This is a genomic window from Amycolatopsis sp. FDAARGOS 1241, assembly GCF_016889705.1.
GTDB lineage: Bacteria > Actinomycetota > Actinomycetes > Mycobacteriales > Pseudonocardiaceae > Amycolatopsis.
Map to the genome: position 1 here is coordinate 7,627,104 of NZ_CP069526.1, position 15,054 is coordinate 7,642,157.

The 15,054-nt window shown below is 70.9% G+C and carries 16 protein-coding genes and 1 pseudogene; 4 read left to right on the plus strand and 13 right to left on the minus strand.

Annotated elements, in window-relative coordinates; all coding sequences use genetic code 11:
- Nucleotides 1–2 precede the first annotated feature (2 nt).
- A complete protein-coding gene (locus tag I6J71_RS37090) occupies nt 3–1,490 on the minus strand; it encodes an alkaline phosphatase family protein (RefSeq protein ID WP_204091118.1) in 1,488 nt (495 codons plus the stop codon).
- 206 nt (nt 1,491–1,696) lie between these two features.
- On the opposite strand from I6J71_RS37090, the gene I6J71_RS37095 reads away from it, so the two are divergent.
- On the plus strand, nt 1,697–2,074 hold the full coding sequence (locus I6J71_RS37095) for a hypothetical protein (protein ID WP_204091119.1): 378 nt from the start codon (nt 1,697–1,699) through the stop codon (nt 2,072–2,074).
- 71 nt (nt 2,075–2,145) lie between these two features.
- Here the strand turns inward: I6J71_RS37095 and I6J71_RS50200 are convergent, their stop codons facing one another.
- From I6J71_RS50200 to I6J71_RS37110, 3 genes and pseudogenes are all read right to left on the minus strand, one after another.
- Nucleotides 2,146–2,967 (minus strand): hypothetical protein, encoded by an 822-nt coding sequence (locus I6J71_RS50200; RefSeq protein ID WP_204091120.1) that lies wholly within the window; start codon nt 2,965–2,967, stop codon nt 2,146–2,148.
- A gap of 70 nt (nt 2,968–3,037) precedes the next feature.
- Nucleotides 3,038–3,349 carry a 3-hydroxyacyl-CoA dehydrogenase NAD-binding domain-containing protein gene (locus I6J71_RS37105; protein WP_204097422.1) on the minus strand — a complete coding sequence of 104 codons (312 nt, stop codon included), beginning with the start codon at nt 3,347–3,349 and terminating at the stop codon, nt 3,038–3,040.
- Between the two features lie 76 nt (nt 3,350–3,425).
- A pseudogene (locus I6J71_RS37110) lies at nt 3,426–4,091 on the minus strand (acetoacetate decarboxylase); the annotation flags it as partial.
- A gap of 107 nt (nt 4,092–4,198) precedes the next feature.
- On the opposite strand from I6J71_RS37110, the gene I6J71_RS37115 reads away from it, so the two are divergent.
- Complete coding sequence (locus I6J71_RS37115) at nt 4,199–4,960, plus strand: class I SAM-dependent methyltransferase (RefSeq protein ID WP_204091121.1); 762 nt, start codon at nt 4,199–4,201, stop codon at nt 4,958–4,960.
- A gap of 37 nt (nt 4,961–4,997) precedes the next feature.
- On the opposite strand, the gene I6J71_RS37120 is transcribed toward I6J71_RS37115, so the two are convergent.
- The 5 genes from I6J71_RS37120 to I6J71_RS37140 all read right to left on the minus strand — a co-directional run bounded on the left by I6J71_RS37120 (nt 4,998) and on the right by I6J71_RS37140 (nt 10,558).
- Nucleotides 4,998–5,654 (minus strand): alpha/beta hydrolase, encoded by a 657-nt coding sequence (locus tag I6J71_RS37120; RefSeq protein ID WP_204091122.1) that lies wholly within the window; start codon nt 5,652–5,654, stop codon nt 4,998–5,000.
- 176 nt (nt 5,655–5,830) lie between these two features.
- Nucleotides 5,831–6,514: a S8 family serine peptidase gene (locus I6J71_RS37125; protein ID WP_204091123.1), complete on the minus strand. Its 684-nt coding sequence runs from the start codon at nt 6,512–6,514 to the stop codon at nt 5,831–5,833.
- Between the two features lie 333 nt (nt 6,515–6,847).
- Nucleotides 6,848–8,308 (minus strand): NAD(P)/FAD-dependent oxidoreductase, encoded by a 1,461-nt coding sequence (locus tag I6J71_RS37130; RefSeq protein ID WP_204091124.1) that lies wholly within the window; start codon nt 8,306–8,308, stop codon nt 6,848–6,850.
- Nucleotides 8,298–9,770 (minus strand): class I adenylate-forming enzyme family protein, encoded by a 1,473-nt coding sequence (locus I6J71_RS37135; RefSeq protein WP_204091125.1) that lies wholly within the window; start codon nt 9,768–9,770, stop codon nt 8,298–8,300. The genes I6J71_RS37130 and I6J71_RS37135 overlap by 11 nt, the downstream gene beginning before the upstream one ends.
- 17 nt (nt 9,771–9,787) lie before the next feature.
- Nucleotides 9,788–10,558 carry an SDR family NAD(P)-dependent oxidoreductase gene (locus I6J71_RS37140; protein ID WP_204091126.1) on the minus strand — a complete coding sequence of 257 codons (771 nt, stop codon included), beginning with the start codon at nt 10,556–10,558 and terminating at the stop codon, nt 9,788–9,790.
- Between the two features lie 135 nt (nt 10,559–10,693).
- On the opposite strand from I6J71_RS37140, the gene I6J71_RS37145 reads away from it, so the two are divergent.
- The gene (locus I6J71_RS37145; protein ID WP_204091127.1) at nt 10,694–11,290 is read left to right on the plus strand and encodes a TetR/AcrR family transcriptional regulator; all 597 of its coding nucleotides are present in this window, start codon (nt 10,694–10,696) and stop codon (nt 11,288–11,290) included.
- A gap of 52 nt (nt 11,291–11,342) precedes the next feature.
- On the opposite strand, the gene I6J71_RS37150 is transcribed toward I6J71_RS37145, so the two are convergent.
- On the minus strand, nt 11,343–12,047 hold the full coding sequence (locus I6J71_RS37150) for an alpha/beta fold hydrolase (RefSeq protein WP_239155525.1): 705 nt from the start codon (nt 12,045–12,047) through the stop codon (nt 11,343–11,345).
- 348 nt (nt 12,048–12,395) lie between these two features.
- Between I6J71_RS37150 and I6J71_RS37155 the strand changes: the two genes are divergently transcribed.
- Nucleotides 12,396–12,833: a hypothetical protein gene (locus I6J71_RS37155; protein ID WP_204091129.1), complete on the plus strand. Its 438-nt coding sequence runs from the start codon at nt 12,396–12,398 to the stop codon at nt 12,831–12,833.
- A gap of 9 nt (nt 12,834–12,842) precedes the next feature.
- Here the strand turns inward: I6J71_RS37155 and I6J71_RS37160 are convergent, their stop codons facing one another.
- From I6J71_RS37160 to I6J71_RS37170, 3 genes are all read right to left on the minus strand, one after another.
- Entirely contained in the window at nt 12,843–13,511 is a 669-nt protein-coding gene (locus tag I6J71_RS37160; protein ID WP_204091130.1) for a response regulator transcription factor, read from the minus strand.
- Nucleotides 13,508–14,143: a sensor histidine kinase KdpD gene (locus tag I6J71_RS37165; protein ID WP_204091131.1), complete on the minus strand. Its 636-nt coding sequence runs from the start codon at nt 14,141–14,143 to the stop codon at nt 13,508–13,510. The genes I6J71_RS37160 and I6J71_RS37165 overlap by 4 nt, the downstream gene beginning before the upstream one ends.
- Before the next feature lie 98 nt (nt 14,144–14,241).
- Nucleotides 14,242–14,847: a hypothetical protein gene (locus tag I6J71_RS37170; protein WP_204091132.1), complete on the minus strand. Its 606-nt coding sequence runs from the start codon at nt 14,845–14,847 to the stop codon at nt 14,242–14,244.
- Nucleotides 14,848–15,054: the final 207 nt, after the last annotated feature.

The window sequence follows — 15,054 nt, forward strand, 5'->3', positions numbered from 1 at the left end:
GGTCAGGAGGTCTTCGGCCGGTGGCCGGGCTCCTGGCGGGGGAAGGTCTGCTTGTCGGTCGGGATGGCCGGCAGCTTGAACTGGCTCACCTCGAACTGCGCCAGGTTGTACTGGCCCTGGGTGTCGGGCAGCACGGGCGCCCGCTTGCTGGCGTCGTTGAAGCGGAACGCGGACGTGAGGTCGCCCACGGTGCGGCGGCGCCAGTCGCTGATGTTCGGCTCGCTCACCCCGGTCACGCGCTCCAGCAGCCGCAGCTGCGACGTGTGGTCGGAGGTCTCCGAGCACACCCAGCCGCCCACCGTCCACGGCGACACGATGATGCACGGCACGCGGAACCCGAGCCCGACGGGCAGGCCGCCGCCGTCAACGCCCGTCACCGACGTCTTGAACACGAACTCGTCCGGGGTACCGGGCTTCGGGGTCGGCGGCACGACGTGGTCGAACAGGCCGTCGTTCTCGTCGTAGGACAGGATGAACACCGTCTTGGCCCACACATCGGGGTTGGCCGCGATGGCGTCGATCTTGCCGGCGACGAACGTCGCGCCCGCGGCCGGCAGGTTGGCCGGGTGCTCGTCGTAGGCGCTGGGCGGCAGGATCCAGCTGACGGTGGGCAGCTGGTCGTGAGCCGCGTCGTACTCGAACTGGCCGAGCGGCTGCGGGTTCATCGCCTTCTCGAACAGGTCGTCGCCCGGCTTCGCGTTGAAGTACTGGGCGATGTGCGAGATCGACGCGAGCCCTGTGGTCGAGCCGGGTGCGTGGTAGATCTTCCAGCTCACGCCGGCCTCGGTGAGGCGCTCGGGGTAGGTCTTGAACGAGTACTGGCCGTTGGGCGCGCTGGTGGTGAGCGACGGGCCACCCGCGACGCCGTTCGGGTCGATGGTCCCGGCCATCCACATGTGCCGGTTCGGGCCTGTGGGGCCGAGCACCGAGCAGTGGTAGGAGTCGAGGATCGTGAACGCGTCGGCCAGCGCGTACTGGAACGGGATGTCCTCGCGCGTGAAGTAACCCATGGTGTACTGGCCGTTGATCACGCCATCGGCGGCCATGTGGGCGGGCAGCCAGTTGTCGTTCTTGCCACCGTTCCAGGCCTGGTGCTGCACAGCCCACTCGTGGCTCGTCGACGGGATGGCCTGCGCGGCGGTCGACTTCGTGTCGAGGTGGTAGGGCAGCAGGTAACCGTCGGGGTTGTTGGGGTCCTTCTGGTAGAAGACCGAGCGGCCGTCGGCCTGGCGCGCGACGTTCGGGTCACCGAACCCGCGGACGCCCGAGAGCGTGCCGTAGTAGTGGTCGAAGCTGCGGTTCTCCTGCATCAGCATCACGACGTGCTTGACGTCGGAGATCCGGCCGTTCTTCGGTGCGGGGGCCGCGATCGCCTTGCGGACGTTGGCAGGCAGGGCCATGGCCGCGGCGGCGAGCCCGCCCGCGGCCGCGGCGGAACCCAGCAGCCGTCTGCGCGTGAAGCCGTTGCCCTGCTCTTCGTTCTCGCTCATCAAGGTCCTTTCGGGAGTGGGAGCCTCCGCAACACTCACCCGTCCGAGTGAGCCGCAGGACGGGGAGTTGATGAGCAACGGCTGAACTTCGGGAGAAATGACGGCCCGATTCCGGACGAAGTGGCGGAACCAGACGTAGGATCCGCCCATTGTGGACCGAAATTTTCCCGTCAGCGAAACGGCCGCGCGCGATTAGGGTGGAGTGCGTGAATCGCACGATCGCGGTGAACTACCCCGCACCGATCCCCGTGGGACACGTCGTCGAAGTGACCGAGTTCACCGACACCCGGCCGGAGAAGAAGCGCCGCGGGTTCGACATGAGCGAAGCCTTCCGGCACCCGGTGCTGTTCGATCGCACCACCGGCATCCGCTACATGAACCACGTCCACGCGTCAACCGGTGGCAACGGGGGCAACACCTTCACACCCCACCTGTACAGCGTGCTGCCCCGTCCGGACCTGCCGGTGTCGGCCGTCTGGACGGGCAGGGTCGTGGCGTGTGCGCTCGTGATGAACGAAGGCCTCAGCGGGCAGCACACCACACTGGTGCTCGAACCCGCAGATCTGCCAGCAGGGCAGGCCTGAGCGCGCCGCCACCGGCAGCTGCTCGCTCCCGGTGAGCTTCGGCCGGTGCGGCGGATGTCCACTGTGGCCCGTCAGGGCATCGCTGGACCCCGGCGCGGGCCCACGGCAGCACCGGCGACCACGAGCACGGCACCGGCGACGAGCAGGATCGGGCCGATCCCGAGCTGCGAGAAGCTGCCCCAGTACATCGTCGCGATGCCGGCGAGGTGCAGCACGAGCATCACGGTCGCGCGGCCGCCGAACACCGCGCGGTACCACCAGAAGTTCGCGCGCGTGAGGTCGCGGCTGCGGATCCCGCTGAGCAGGAAGGCCGAGCGCTTCGCGCGCAGCCCCCCGAGCGTCCACGGCAGTACGGAGACCGCGGTGGCGGCTGTGATGATGAACGCCAGGAAGTGCACGTAGGCCGCGGCGAACCCGTCCGCACCGACCTCGCTGACGCGCTTGAACAGGTCGAGGAACGACATCGTCACCGACTGGCTGCCGTTGGTGAAGGTGATCCACGGCAGGGCGAACAGCGCGACGAGCTCCAGGACGACACCCAGGATCGCCGGGGCCGCGGCCCAGCCGGCCAGGGTGAGCGGGCCGGCCGCCGGGCGCTGCTGCGGCGGGAAACCCTGCTGCTGGGAATACTGCTGTGCGGGCGCGCCCCACTGAGGCTCACCCGGCTGCGCTGGGTGACCCGGCCGTCCGGGCCGGGCGAACCCCCGGGGCGAACCCGGCTGCGGGTGGCCCGGCTGGGCGAAACCCTGCGGTGACCCGGCCTGGTACGCCGGTCGCTGCGGCTGCCCCTGCTGCGGGAAGCCCTGCGGCGAACCCGGCTGCTGCGGAGAGCTTTGCTGCGGGTAGCCCTGCGGAACTCCCTGCTGCGACTGCTGGCCCCCTGGGTGGCTCATGATCGGAGATGGTAACCGCCCGCGGGTGATCCCACCGTTCGTCAGCTCAGCGGCTTGTCGAGCACCGCCTTCAGGTCGGTGGACGTGTCGATCGAGTACTTGCCGTGGTAGCGGCCCATCCCGTTTTCCCCACCGGGCCGTTCTCCTGGACCACATCGGCTTCGGCGACGGCCGTGGCGAGGTCGGGTTCGAAGCTCACGGTGAGGTTGTCGGCGGGCAGGCCCAGCTCCCGCAACGCCGGTGCCGGCTCCGCGAGCCCGACGCCCACGGTGTCCTGGATGCCCGGCGCCGGATCGCTGATCGTCACGTCCAGCCCGCGCGCGGCCATGAGACCCGCCCCGGACACGCCGATGACCCCGCCGCCGACGACCGTCACCTTCATCGCGTTCCCCTCGAGCCAGGTAGTCGTGGACGGCCGCGGCTCGGCCGAGCGTGAGGTCGGTGAGCAGGTGGCTCGCCGACACGATCTCGAGCACCGGCAGGTCGGCCGGCGGCGCGACCGCGTGGGGCACGGGGTGCAGGCGTGCGGGCCCGGTCCACGCCCCCTTGATCGTCACGTCGCTGATCCGGCTCCGGGCCAGTTCGCAGATGCGGGGGCTGCCGTCGTAGCCGGGCACGATCTTGAGCATGAACGAGGGCGCGGTCAGCTCGGCGCGCGCCCGCTCCTCGTCGAGCGCGCGGTGCTAATAGCCCATCGTGGCCGGCGCGACCCGGATCGAACCGTAGTGGAGAGCGCCGACGAGCGTGTCGGAAGCGGTGTACAGTCGCGGCTTGCCGAGCTTCTTCGGGTACGCCGCGACCTCGCGGCCGCTCGCGATGGCGGGCGGGCTGTCGACGTCCATGCCGAGAGTGACCTCGCCGGCCTCGTCGCCGTGGCGGACCAGCGCGACCTGGCCGGATTCGGTGCAGTCGCCGAGCCCGGTCACGTCGGGCATGCGCAGCACCTCGAACCGGACCAGCGGCTCGTCGACCACCAGCGGCTCAGGCACGAGCGCCCGCAGCGCCACCGGATCCGTCCGGTACGTGATGTTCAGGTACTCCGGCTCGGTGAACCGGTACGGCCCGCGCGGGAACGCCGGCGCGGCCAGGGGCGTGGTGATGCTGGGCGAGGACCTCGTCCTCACGCATGAGCGACTTCCCGCAAGATCACGAACCGGAATCTACCTGCGGTTTTCGGCCGCCGCATCTCGCCGGGGTTGTCCCCGGGGCGGGCGTCCGGTGTGATGGCGCGATGGCGTGCGGGTTCGACTACGACGGCGAAATGCGGCGCTACCAGCCGCGGCTGCGGGAAGCCCTGGCCGTCGGCCCGGACGACGTGGTGCTCGACATCGGCTGCGGCAGCGGCACGACGACCCGGGAGGTCGCCCGGCTCGCGACCAGGGGCAGCGCGGTCGGTGTCGACGTTTCGCCCGAGCGGCTGGCGGTGGCCCGGCGCGACGCCCCGGCCAACGCGAGCTTCGTGCGGGCGGACGCGCAGGTGCACCCGTTCCCACCCGCGCGGTTCACCCTGGCGTTCAGCCGATACGGCACGATGTTCTTCGCCGATCCGGCGGCGGCGTTCGCGAACATCGGCCGCGCGGTGCGGCCTGGTGCGCGGTTCGTGCAGCTGGTCTGGCAGGGCTCGGCCCGGCAGGAGTGGGTGACGGAGATCCGCCGCGCGCTGGCCGACGGCGCGCCCGTGGCCGGGGACGAGAGCGCGTTCTCGCTGGGTGACCCCGCCGTGGTCACGGAGTTGTTGACCACGGCGGGGTTCATCGGCGTCGGCGTCACCGACCTGTCCGAGCCGATCTGGTACGGCCCGGACCCCGACGCCGCCGTCGAGGCCGTGCTGCCGCTACGCCTGACGCGAGACGTGCTCGATCAGCTGGCCGGGGCCGACCGCGAACGCGCCTTCGACCGGCTGCGGGCCGTCATGGCCGCACACCACACCGCGGACGGTGTGTGGTTCGGCTCGCGGTCGTGGCTCGTCACCGCGCGAGGAGGTGGCGGCTGAAGAACCGGACCGCGCTGTCGGCTTCGAAGCGCGGCAGCTACTTGTGCTTGCCCGCGTTGGCGTGCAACGTCTTCTCCGGTGAGGCGAAGGCGTCGAACAACGCGAGGGCGGATTCGCGCGGGATGTGCTCGTCGTCCCACTGGATGTCGAACTCGATCGGCACGGTGATCTGCTTGGCGAGCTCGACCAGCGATTCCGGCCAGAACTGGCCCAGCACCGCGGCCGTGATCCGGGGTTCGGCGGCCACCAGCGGCACGCCGATCGCGGTGCCCATGTTGATGCCGTAGTAGCCGACCGGGCCGGGAACCTCCTCCAGCAGGGCGTCGAGCGCCACCCGGTATTCCGGCACGGCTTGCTCCGCGAGCAGGCCGTTGTACCGGACGACGATCGGGCCGACCGGCTCGCCCGTCGCCATGGCCTGCTGCATCGCGGCGATCTCACGGTCGTCGTCGGCCGTGCGGGGCCGGTCGCCGTGACCGGGTGCGTCGAGCACGGCCACGGAGAAGCCCGCGGCCAGCAGGAGCTGCGCGCGACCGGTCATGGCCGGCGCCTTCTTGTGCGTGCCGCCGCCGTGGCCCATCAGGACCAGCGGGCCGGCGCCCGCCGCGGGCGTCCAGAGGACGCCGGGGACCGCACCGACGGTGAAGTCGCGTTCGACGACACCGTCCGTCGAGGTTTCAGAAGCGAAGTACATGGCCTGCCGCCTTTCGAGAATGCCTTACGGCGCTCCCGGCGGCACCTGTCGCCCAACCGCGACCACGAGGGGGAGCACCCACATCGATGAACTGAACACGGGTCCCACCTCCTCGAGCCGAATCACGGTCGAGGCGACACTACCGACCCCGGCGTCCTCCGGCCAGCTCTTTTCGCTCAGAGCCCGGCAGGCCGTCGGGCGTGCCCACCCCCGTCGGCGCGTCGTAGCCGGGCGACGCACAGGTAATCGCCGCCGCCCTTGACGCCGCCGCAAAGGCGGTTGTTGGTGCCGTCGGTGACGTCGAAGAAGTGCGCCGCACCGGCGTACAGCGTGGCGGCGGTGGTCGTGCCCGCGTGCCCGGCCCGCGCGATCAGGCCGGCGACGAACGGCGCCGACGCGCTCGTGCCGTCGGCCGTGCCCCAGCCGCCCGCGCCGGGGAAGTGGATCGCCAGCTGCCCGGCGGCCGCCGCCACGTCGGCGACCGTCCGATTGCGACAGTGCGAATCCTGCTGCCACGCGGGTTTCGCGACGTACGCCGAGCAGCCGCTGCCCCCGGGCGACCACGCCGACTCGGCGAAGCCGCGCGCGGACGAGTCGCGCGTGAGCGTCGTGCCGCCCACGGCCACCGCGTCCGGCAGCACGGCCGGAAAGCTCGCCGCGGTGTAGCCGGCGTCGCCCGCCGACACGACGGTCGTGACACCCGGGTGGGGGTAGCTGCTCGCCGACGCCGGCGAGACACCGCTTTCGCGTCCGCCATGGCTGTTGGTCACGATCTTCGCGCCCAGCCGCACCGCGGTGTCCTCCGTGGCCGCCGGATCCGGGAAGTTCGGGCTGTCCCCTCGACCACGAGGAGCCGGCACGACGAGCAGGCCACCGACGCCATCGAGACGTCCAGCGTGGCCTCCAGGTTCCAGCCGAATTGGCTGACCGGCAGGGGCCCCGCGGCACCTTCGTGGTTCACCTCGCGGAAGCAGCCGGTGTCCGAAGTGCACGGTGGCAACCCGTACTGCGCCCGGTAGGTGGCGAGGTCCTGCTCCGCGACCCCTGCCCTGTCACGACGAGCGCCGCGACCCCCAGGACGGTCAAAGGCTTCCGCACACACACCTCCAGGTGGTAACGATCACCCGCTACCTACGTGAAAGGTGCGGCGGAGGTTCTGCCGCCGTTTCGAATTGCTCAGTTCAGCCCAGCACTCAGGCGGGCTCGACGACGTAGTCCGCCAGCCGGACGCGCCGCGTCCGGCGCCAGAACTCGACGGTGCCGGCGGGCCACAGGACGGTGTTGCGGCCCGACCGCGGGTCCTGGTACCAGCTGCGGCAGCCGCCCGTCTGCCAGACCGTGTGGGCCAGGCGCGAATCGAGCCAGTCGTTGAAGGCGGACTGGACCTCCGGGCGCACCTCGAACGACTTCGAGCGGCGCAGGCGGCGCAGGGCGGCGAGCACGTAGGACGCCTGCGCTTCGATCATGAAGACCTGGGAGTTGTGCCCCAGTCCCGTGTTCGGGCCGACCATGAGGAACAGGTTGGGGAACCCCGCGACGGTCGTGCCGAGGTAGGCCTGGTTGCCGCCGCGCCACGCGTCGGCGAGGGTGCGGCCGCCGCGGCCCACGACGTCGAAGCGGATGGTGTGCTGGGTGTCGAAACCCGTGCCGTAGACGAGAACGTCGGCGGGGACGGCCGTCCCGTCGGAGGAGACGACGGCGTCCGGCTGCACCGAAGCGACCCCGCCGGAAACCACGCTGACGTGCGGTCGCGACAGCGCCGGGTACCACGTGCTGGAGATCAGCAGGCGTTTGCAGCCGATCGTGTAGTCCGGCGTGAGCCGCGCGCGCAGCTCCTCGTCCGGCACCTGCTTGCGCAGCAACCGCCGCGCGAGGTCAGCGGTGCGCTGCATCGCCGCGGGGTCCGCGACGAACCCGACGGCGCGCTTCTCGTGGATCCAGTACAGCCGGTCGCGCACGTACCAGCGGTAGGGCGGGAACCAGCGTGCCCAGAACTTGTGCCGGGCGTCGAACGCGCGGTCGGCTTTCGGCACGATCCAGGGCGGCGTCCGCTGGAACACCGTCAGCGCCGCAACCCGGTCGACGATCGCCGGCACGAACTGGATCGCACTCGCGCCCGTGCCGATCACCGCGACACGCTTGCCGGTGAGGTCGACGTCGTGGCGCCACCGCGCGGAGTGGAACACCTCGCCGCGGAACGACTCCACGCCCGGCAGCTCCGGCACCGCCGGGAAGTGCAACGGGCCGACGGCCGACACGACGAACCGCGCGCGGTAGGTCTCCCCCGTCGCGGTGGTCACGTCCCAGCGCCCGGCCGCTTCGTCCCACGAAGCGCGCGTGACGCGCTGCCCGAACCGCAGCCGGTCGAGCAGCTTGCGCCGGCGCGCGACATCGTGCAGGTACTCCAGGATCTCCGGCTGGCCCGCGAACAGCCTCGTCCAGTCGGGTTTCTGCGCGAACGAGTACGAATACAGCGGCGCCGGGATGTCGCAGCCACAGCCGGGGTACGTGTTGTCGCGCCAGGTGCCGCCGAGGTCTTCGGCGGCTTCGAGGACGCGGAACGAGCGGAAGCCCGCCTTGTCGAGCCGCGCGGCGACGCCGAGCCCGCTGAACCCGGCGCCGATCACCACGATGTCGACGTGCTCAGCCGGCATCCGCGAGCTCCCGCTTGAGGACCTTGCCCGACGGGTTGCGCGGCAGCTCGGTGACGAACCGCCACTCCACCGGCACCTTGTAGTCCGCCAGGAGCTTCGCCGCGTGCTCGCGCAGGCTCTCCTCGGACGGCGTGTGCCCGGGCCGCGGCACCACGACAGCGCGCACGCGTTCGTCGAAGATCGGGTCGGGCACGCCGATCACGGCGACCTCGGCGACGTCGGGGTGCTGCGCGAGCGCGCTCTCGACCTCGAGGCTGTAGATGTTCTCGCCGCCGCGGATGATCATGTCCTTGAGCCGGTCGAGCACGCGGACGAATCCGTCGGCGTCGATCGAGCCCACGTCGCCCGTGTGCAGCCAGCCGTCGACGAACGTCTCGGCCGTGGCCTGCGCGTTGCCCCAGTAACCGGCGACGACCACAGGCCCGCGCACGCACAGCTCGCCGACGGTGTCCCGCAGATCGCGCGGCGGCTCGCCGGGCAGCGCGATCGCGACCTCGACGCCGTCGACGACCGGCCCGACGCTCCACGCGTGGCTCTTGTACTCGGCACCCGCGGTGTAGGTGACGATCGACGTCGCTTCCGTGAGGCCCCAGACGTTGCCCAGCACCAGATCCGGCAACTGCTCGGCGACCTGCGCCGGGAACGACTCGGGCACCGGCGACCCGCCCATCACGAACAGCCGCAGCGACGAGAGGTCCGCTCCGGCATCGTCCGCCTTCAGCAGGATGAGCCGCAGCATCGCCGCGACGCCCGCGAAGAACGTGATGCGCTCGGCGGCGATGAGCGCCACGACCGTCTCCGCCTTGAACGCCGGCGCGAACACGCAGCACGCCCCGTTGGCGAGGAACCCGACGAACTGCGAAACGATCGCGGTGGCGTGGAACATCGGCGCGGCGACGAGGGTGCGTTCGCCGGGAGCGGCGCCGAGGCGGTCGCGCACGGTACCGGCGTTGAACATCAGGTTGGCGTGCGTCTGCATCGCGCCCTTGGGCCGGCCGGTGGTGCCGGACGTGTACAGCAGGTGCGCGACGTCGCCAGGCTCGCGCTGCCGGCCCGGCTGGGCGGCGGGGTCGGCGGTTTCGCCCGTGTCGGCCGTGAGCACGGCCGCGTCGATGGTCGGCGCACCCGGCAGGTCGCGGTCGGTGAGCACGAGCTTCGCTTCGCTGTCGCCGAGCACGTGGTCGATCTCGGGGCGGGTGAAGCGCGTGTTCACGAGTACTGCGATGGCGCCCGCGAGCTGCACGCCGAAGTAGCCGACGGCGTACTGCCAACCGTTGGGCAGCAGAATCGCGACGCGGTCGCCGGGTTCGACGCCGAGCTCACGCAACCGCGTCGAGACCACGGCGGCGCGGCGGACCATTTCGCCGTGGGAGAGACGGAGTTCGCCGTCGACGAGGGCCTCGCTCGGCCCGTGTCTCTCGGCGACGGCGAGCAGCATGGCGGGCAAGGTGGTGGGGGACATGCGAGATCTCCTGGCGGTCAGCGGTAGAAGCCGCCGCGGGTGAGCCCGGCGCCGCCGTCGAGGCGCAGCGCCTGGCCCGTGGTGTACCCGGCGGCCGGGGAAAGCAGGTAGAGCACGGAGCCGACGATTTCGCCGAGCGTCGCGACGCGGCCCATCGGCACGTCGGCGAGCAACCGGTCGCGCGCCGCCGCCGGCATGGCGAGGACCTTGGGCGTCGCGAAGAGGCCGGGCGCCACCGCGTTCACGCGCACGCCGTCGCCTCCCCACTCCGCGGCGAGCGAACGGGTCAGGCCGAGCACTCCGGCCTTCGCCGCCGCGTACGCCGCCTGCCCGGGCAACCCGTCTTCGGCGGCGACGGACGACAGGAAGACGATCGCGCCGCGGGATTCCTTCAGCGCCGCGTGCGCCGCCCGGGCGACGACGAACTGCGCGACGAGGTTGGCGTCCACATCGGACTTGAACGCGCCGAGCGGGAAAGTGCTGGCGCGGTGCACGGTGTCGACCACACCGGCGGCGCCGATCAGGGCGTCGAGACCGCCGAGGCGTTCAGTCGCCTCGGCGACGGCCTGGGCCGCGGCGGTTTCGTCGGTCAGGTCGGCGGTGAGGTGGTCCGGCGGATGCTCGGTGTCGCCGGCGTTTCCGGTGGGAGGTGCCACCCGGTCGATGCCGACCACCCGGGTTTCCGCCTGGGTCAACGCCATGACGAGCGCCTGCCCGAGCCCACCGGCCGCTCCGGTGACCACCACTCGGCTGCCCGGCCGCGGAAGCGGCGACCAGTCCTGTTCCACCCTTGCCCCACCCTCGCGTGCCGATCGATTGATCGACACCCAGGTTAGCCACGCGGTGTTCGGCGCGTCAACGTGGCGATCGTACGATCGGCACGTTCGTCCCTCAGCTCTGCACGTCCGGTCGAGAGGAGCGCCGTGGCCAGGAAGAAGAGCCTCGACGACGGGCCCGCGCTGCGCGGCCTGATCCTCGGGCGCGCGAGCGAGCTCTTCCACGAGCGCGGCTACGGCGCCACATCGATCCGGGACATCGCGGACGCCGTCGGCATCTCGTCGTCGACGATGTACCACCACTTCACCAACAAGCAGGACGTGCTGCACGCCATCGTGTCGCGGTTCATGACCGACTTCGTCGCCGCGACCGTGCCGGTGCTGCGGGACCGTTCGCTGCCACCGGCCGAACGCATCCGCCGGACCGTGCGCCGGCACCTCGAACTGAGCGACGACCGGCGTCCGGAGCTGCTGGTGGGCAACCCCATCCGGTACGCGCTCGACCCCGCACAGCAGGAAGAGGGCATCCGGCTGCAGACCGCCTACCACGACGCCGTCCGCGACACGCTCGCCGAAGGCGCCGCCGCCGGCGTCTTCCGCATCGACGACGTCGCCCTCACGACCATGGCGGTACTCGACATGCTCAACGGCGTGCGCGAGTGGTTTTCCCCCGCCGGCCGGCTGAGCCGCGACGAGCTGGTGACCGCGTACGTCGCGTTGGTCGAGCGGTTGATCGGCGCCTGAGCCCACGCGGAAAGCCCCGGCCGCGGCCGGGGCTTTCCGCTCGTCGCATGCGTTACTTGGTGGTTGCCTCAGCCGCGCTCAGGATGATGTCGGCGACCTTGTCCGGCCGCGAGACGAGCACAGCGTGCGAAGCGCCGGGCACGACGACGGTGTGGGCGCGGGCGCGCTGGGCCATCCACTCCTGCGCCGCCGGCGGGATGTTCTTGTCACCGGTCGGGATCAGGCTCCACGACGGGATGTTCTTCCACGCGCCCGGACCCGAGGCCTCGTCGAGCGCCGCCGCGGTGATCGGCCGCTGCTCGACGGCCATGAGGCGCGCCTGAGCCGGCGGGACGTCGGCCGCGAACTGCTTCGGGAACAGGTCCTGCTTCACGTAGAGGTCGGTCTCGCCGCCGGGGAGGGCGACCTGCTGGAGCGTGTCACCGAGCGTGCTGCCCGGGAACTTGGCGGACAGCCCACCGGCGGACTCGCCCTGGTCGGGAAGGAAGGCCGCGATGTAGACCAGCGCCTGCACCTTGGGGTCGTTCAGCGCCGCGGTGCTGATCACCGAGCCGCCGTAGGAGTGACCGACGAGCACGACGGGCCCGTCCACGCTGTCCACCAGCGCCTTGATGTAGGCCCCGTCGGACGCGACCCCGCGCAACGGGTTGGCGGCCGCGATCACGGAGTAGCCGCGCCGCTCGAGCCGCTCGACCTCGCCGTTCCAGCTCGAGGCGTCGGCGAACGCGCCGTGGACCAGCACGATCGTCGGTTTCACCTTGTGGTTGCCCTGCGCTTCCTTTTGCTGCGGCGCCGCCGACGAAGGCACTGCAGCAAACACGGCGGCCGCGGCCAACGCGACGGTGGCGGCGGCGATCTTGGTGAGGCGGGTCCGGGTACGCATCTCTGGCTCCTTGTGAAGTGCGGTGAAGTTCAGGCTTCTCGCTTGCCTCTGAAGAGTACAACTCAATTGTGCGCAATCAAGTTGTCCACTCTGAGATGTGGATCATCCTTATTCGAGGAATAACCCAGCCCTGGCAGCAGATGTGCGACACACTCGACAGCAGAGTCCGAAGGGCACGAACCCGGCACGTTCTGGCTGCTGCTGCCTCTCCTCGTGCTGACGGTGTCGCTCCTGCTTCACCGGTCCACTCGCGCGGCCGGAGGTCTGCTCGTGGCCGCGGTGTTGCCGACGTACGTGACGTACGCCGTGTCGAGGCCGACGATGGACTACCTCGACCGCTTCGCCGACCACGGTGTTCCGGTCATCACGAACGCCCGGCCGACCGTCGTGATCATCACCGCGCCGAGCCCGCAGGTGCACGACGTCCGCTACGGCGTGCGCAGCCTCGAAGCCGCGGCCGGGTACGAGGAGGTCACCGCCGTGGCGATGCGCGGCAACTACTACCAGACGATCTGGGTGCTGCCCGAGTGGGCAGCCACCGTGCGCGACCACGTGAACGCGGCGGTCGCGCAAGCCGCGCCCGCCAACGACCCCGGCCGCTACGACGAAACCGTCGGCCGCCGGCTCGACCGGTTCAAGGCCCAGCTGCCGGGGTCCTGACCCGGCGGCTCAGCCGAGCTGAGCCTCGAACTCCGGATTCAGCGACGCGGCCGGCACCAGCGCGTGGCGCACCGCCAGGGCCGCGGCCTCCAGGCGGGAGTGGACCCCCAGCTTCACCAGCACGCCCTGGACGTGGCTGCGCACCGTCGCGGTCGACACGCCAAGGCGGCGCGCCATGGTCTCCGTGGTGTTGCCGTCGATGAGCATCGCGAGGCACTGGCGTTCGCGGGTGGTGAGAAAGCGTTCGCGCAGGTCGACCTCGTGCGAGCGTTCCGCGGCGGGCTCGGCGGTGCGGGCGGGGACGTCGACGTGGGTTTCGCCGGCCACGACGCGGCCGATGGCGCTGATGAGATGCTCCACGCCGCGCGTCTTGTGCACGTAGCCGGCCGCGCCGGAGCGCAGGGCGTCGGCCACCGCGAGGTTGCCGGGGCTGGCGGTGAGCATGATGACCTTCGTCCTCGGGCTGGCGTGCAGCGTCGCCGCGACACCGTCTTCCACTGGGCCCTCGCCGAAGTTGCGGTCGAGCAGGCAGACATCCGGGCGCGCGCCGCGCACCTGGTCCACCACCTCCGCGAGGGTGCGGCCCGTGCCCACCACCCGCATCCCGTTCCGCTCCAGCAGCCCGGCCAGGGCGTCCAGAAAAACCTTGTGATCGTCACCGAGGACGATGCTCGTCATGGATGTTCCTCCCCTTCACTTTTCCGGCTGGGGAAGACGATCCGCACGCAAGTGCCCGCCGGCTCGCCCGGACCGACCAGCGTCTGCGCGCCGCAGGACTCGGCCAGCCGCGCGACCGTCGCCAGGCCCAGCGACGCCGTGCCCGGCGGGATGCGCCCGAACCCGGGCCCGTCGTCCGAGATCGACACGGTGACCGGCGAGTTGGCCGTGAGCTCCACGCGCACGTGGCCGCCATCACCGGCGGCCCGCACCGCGTTGCCGAGCACGTTGGCCAGGATCCGCCACAGGACCGTGCTGTCCGCACGGACCGCGGCTGCGGCACCGTCCACGAGCACCACCGACGACCGGCTGACCCGATCGGTCAGCTTCACCAGCTGCGCCAGCAACGGCCGCAGCTGCACGACCTCCGCGTGCGTCTCGGCGGCCAGCGCGTGGGCGACGAGCGTGCGCAGGCGCACGACCTGCTCGCCGATCAATCCCGCCCCGGCCAGATCCTTGAATTCCGCCTCGACCAGGTAGGTCAGTGTCGTGATCTCGTGGCCGAGATCGTGCAGCACTCCCCACAGGGCCTCGACGGTTCGGTCCTCGCTTCGGCGCCCGGTGCCCGCGCGACGTTCCGGCACGGATTCCATGGCCTTTTCCCCCGCCTTTACTTCCCCGACCGAGAGAAGTCGTCCGCGATCTTGGGCGCGTTACTCGTGATGAGACGGTGATCGGAAACGGCCGGTTATCACCTCTCGTGCGTGACACCGCTCGTGGTGACGACGATCTGCCACGGACCGGGTGGCACGTCGGCGGCGTCGGAGAACTGCCAGTCCACCCGATCATCCTCCCCGTTGAGGTCGGTGAACCCGAGGCAGCCGTTCAGCGCAGGTGACACGTCCAGACCGGCGCCGTTGAACCGATGGTTCGCGGGCCGGGCGTCGTCGGAACCGAACACGTACCGGGCGTCGTCGTACCGGCCGGGGCCGGCGTCCTGGATCTGCCCGTAGCAGATCCTGCCCTCGTTGCGAATGCGAACCCAGCGATTTTTCAGGAGACTGAAGGTGGGCTCGGAAATTCGCGCGGAATAGTACTCTTCGTGCGCCCACGGCACCACCTGGGTGCGTTGCCGGCGTGCCGTCTCGTTACCCACATCGTCGAAAGGAAGGTCGAGGTAGAACGGATTCTCGCGTGGGACCACGTGAATGGGGAAGAATCCGTTGGACGCCGTCCGCCGTTCGGTCTCGCAGTTTCCGGCGACGACGACGCCGTCGCAGCCGCCGTAGTGCTCCAGCCAGCGGTCGTCGTACGCGGACTGGACCTGGCTGCCGTCCTCGGCGTCCGGGTCGAACACCTCCCCGACCCAGAAGGTCGTCGCGACGATTCCCGTGTGCCACGGATACCTCTGCTGCGAAGGCTGCACGGCCGGCGCGCCCGCCCGGGGGGTGTGGACGGGCGCGCCGGTGCAGGATGCGGTGATCAACACGGCCGCCAGACCCCACACCGCATACCTGACCCGGGCCGCTGCCCGGCGGCTCCAGCTGGGCAGCGACGATGGGTG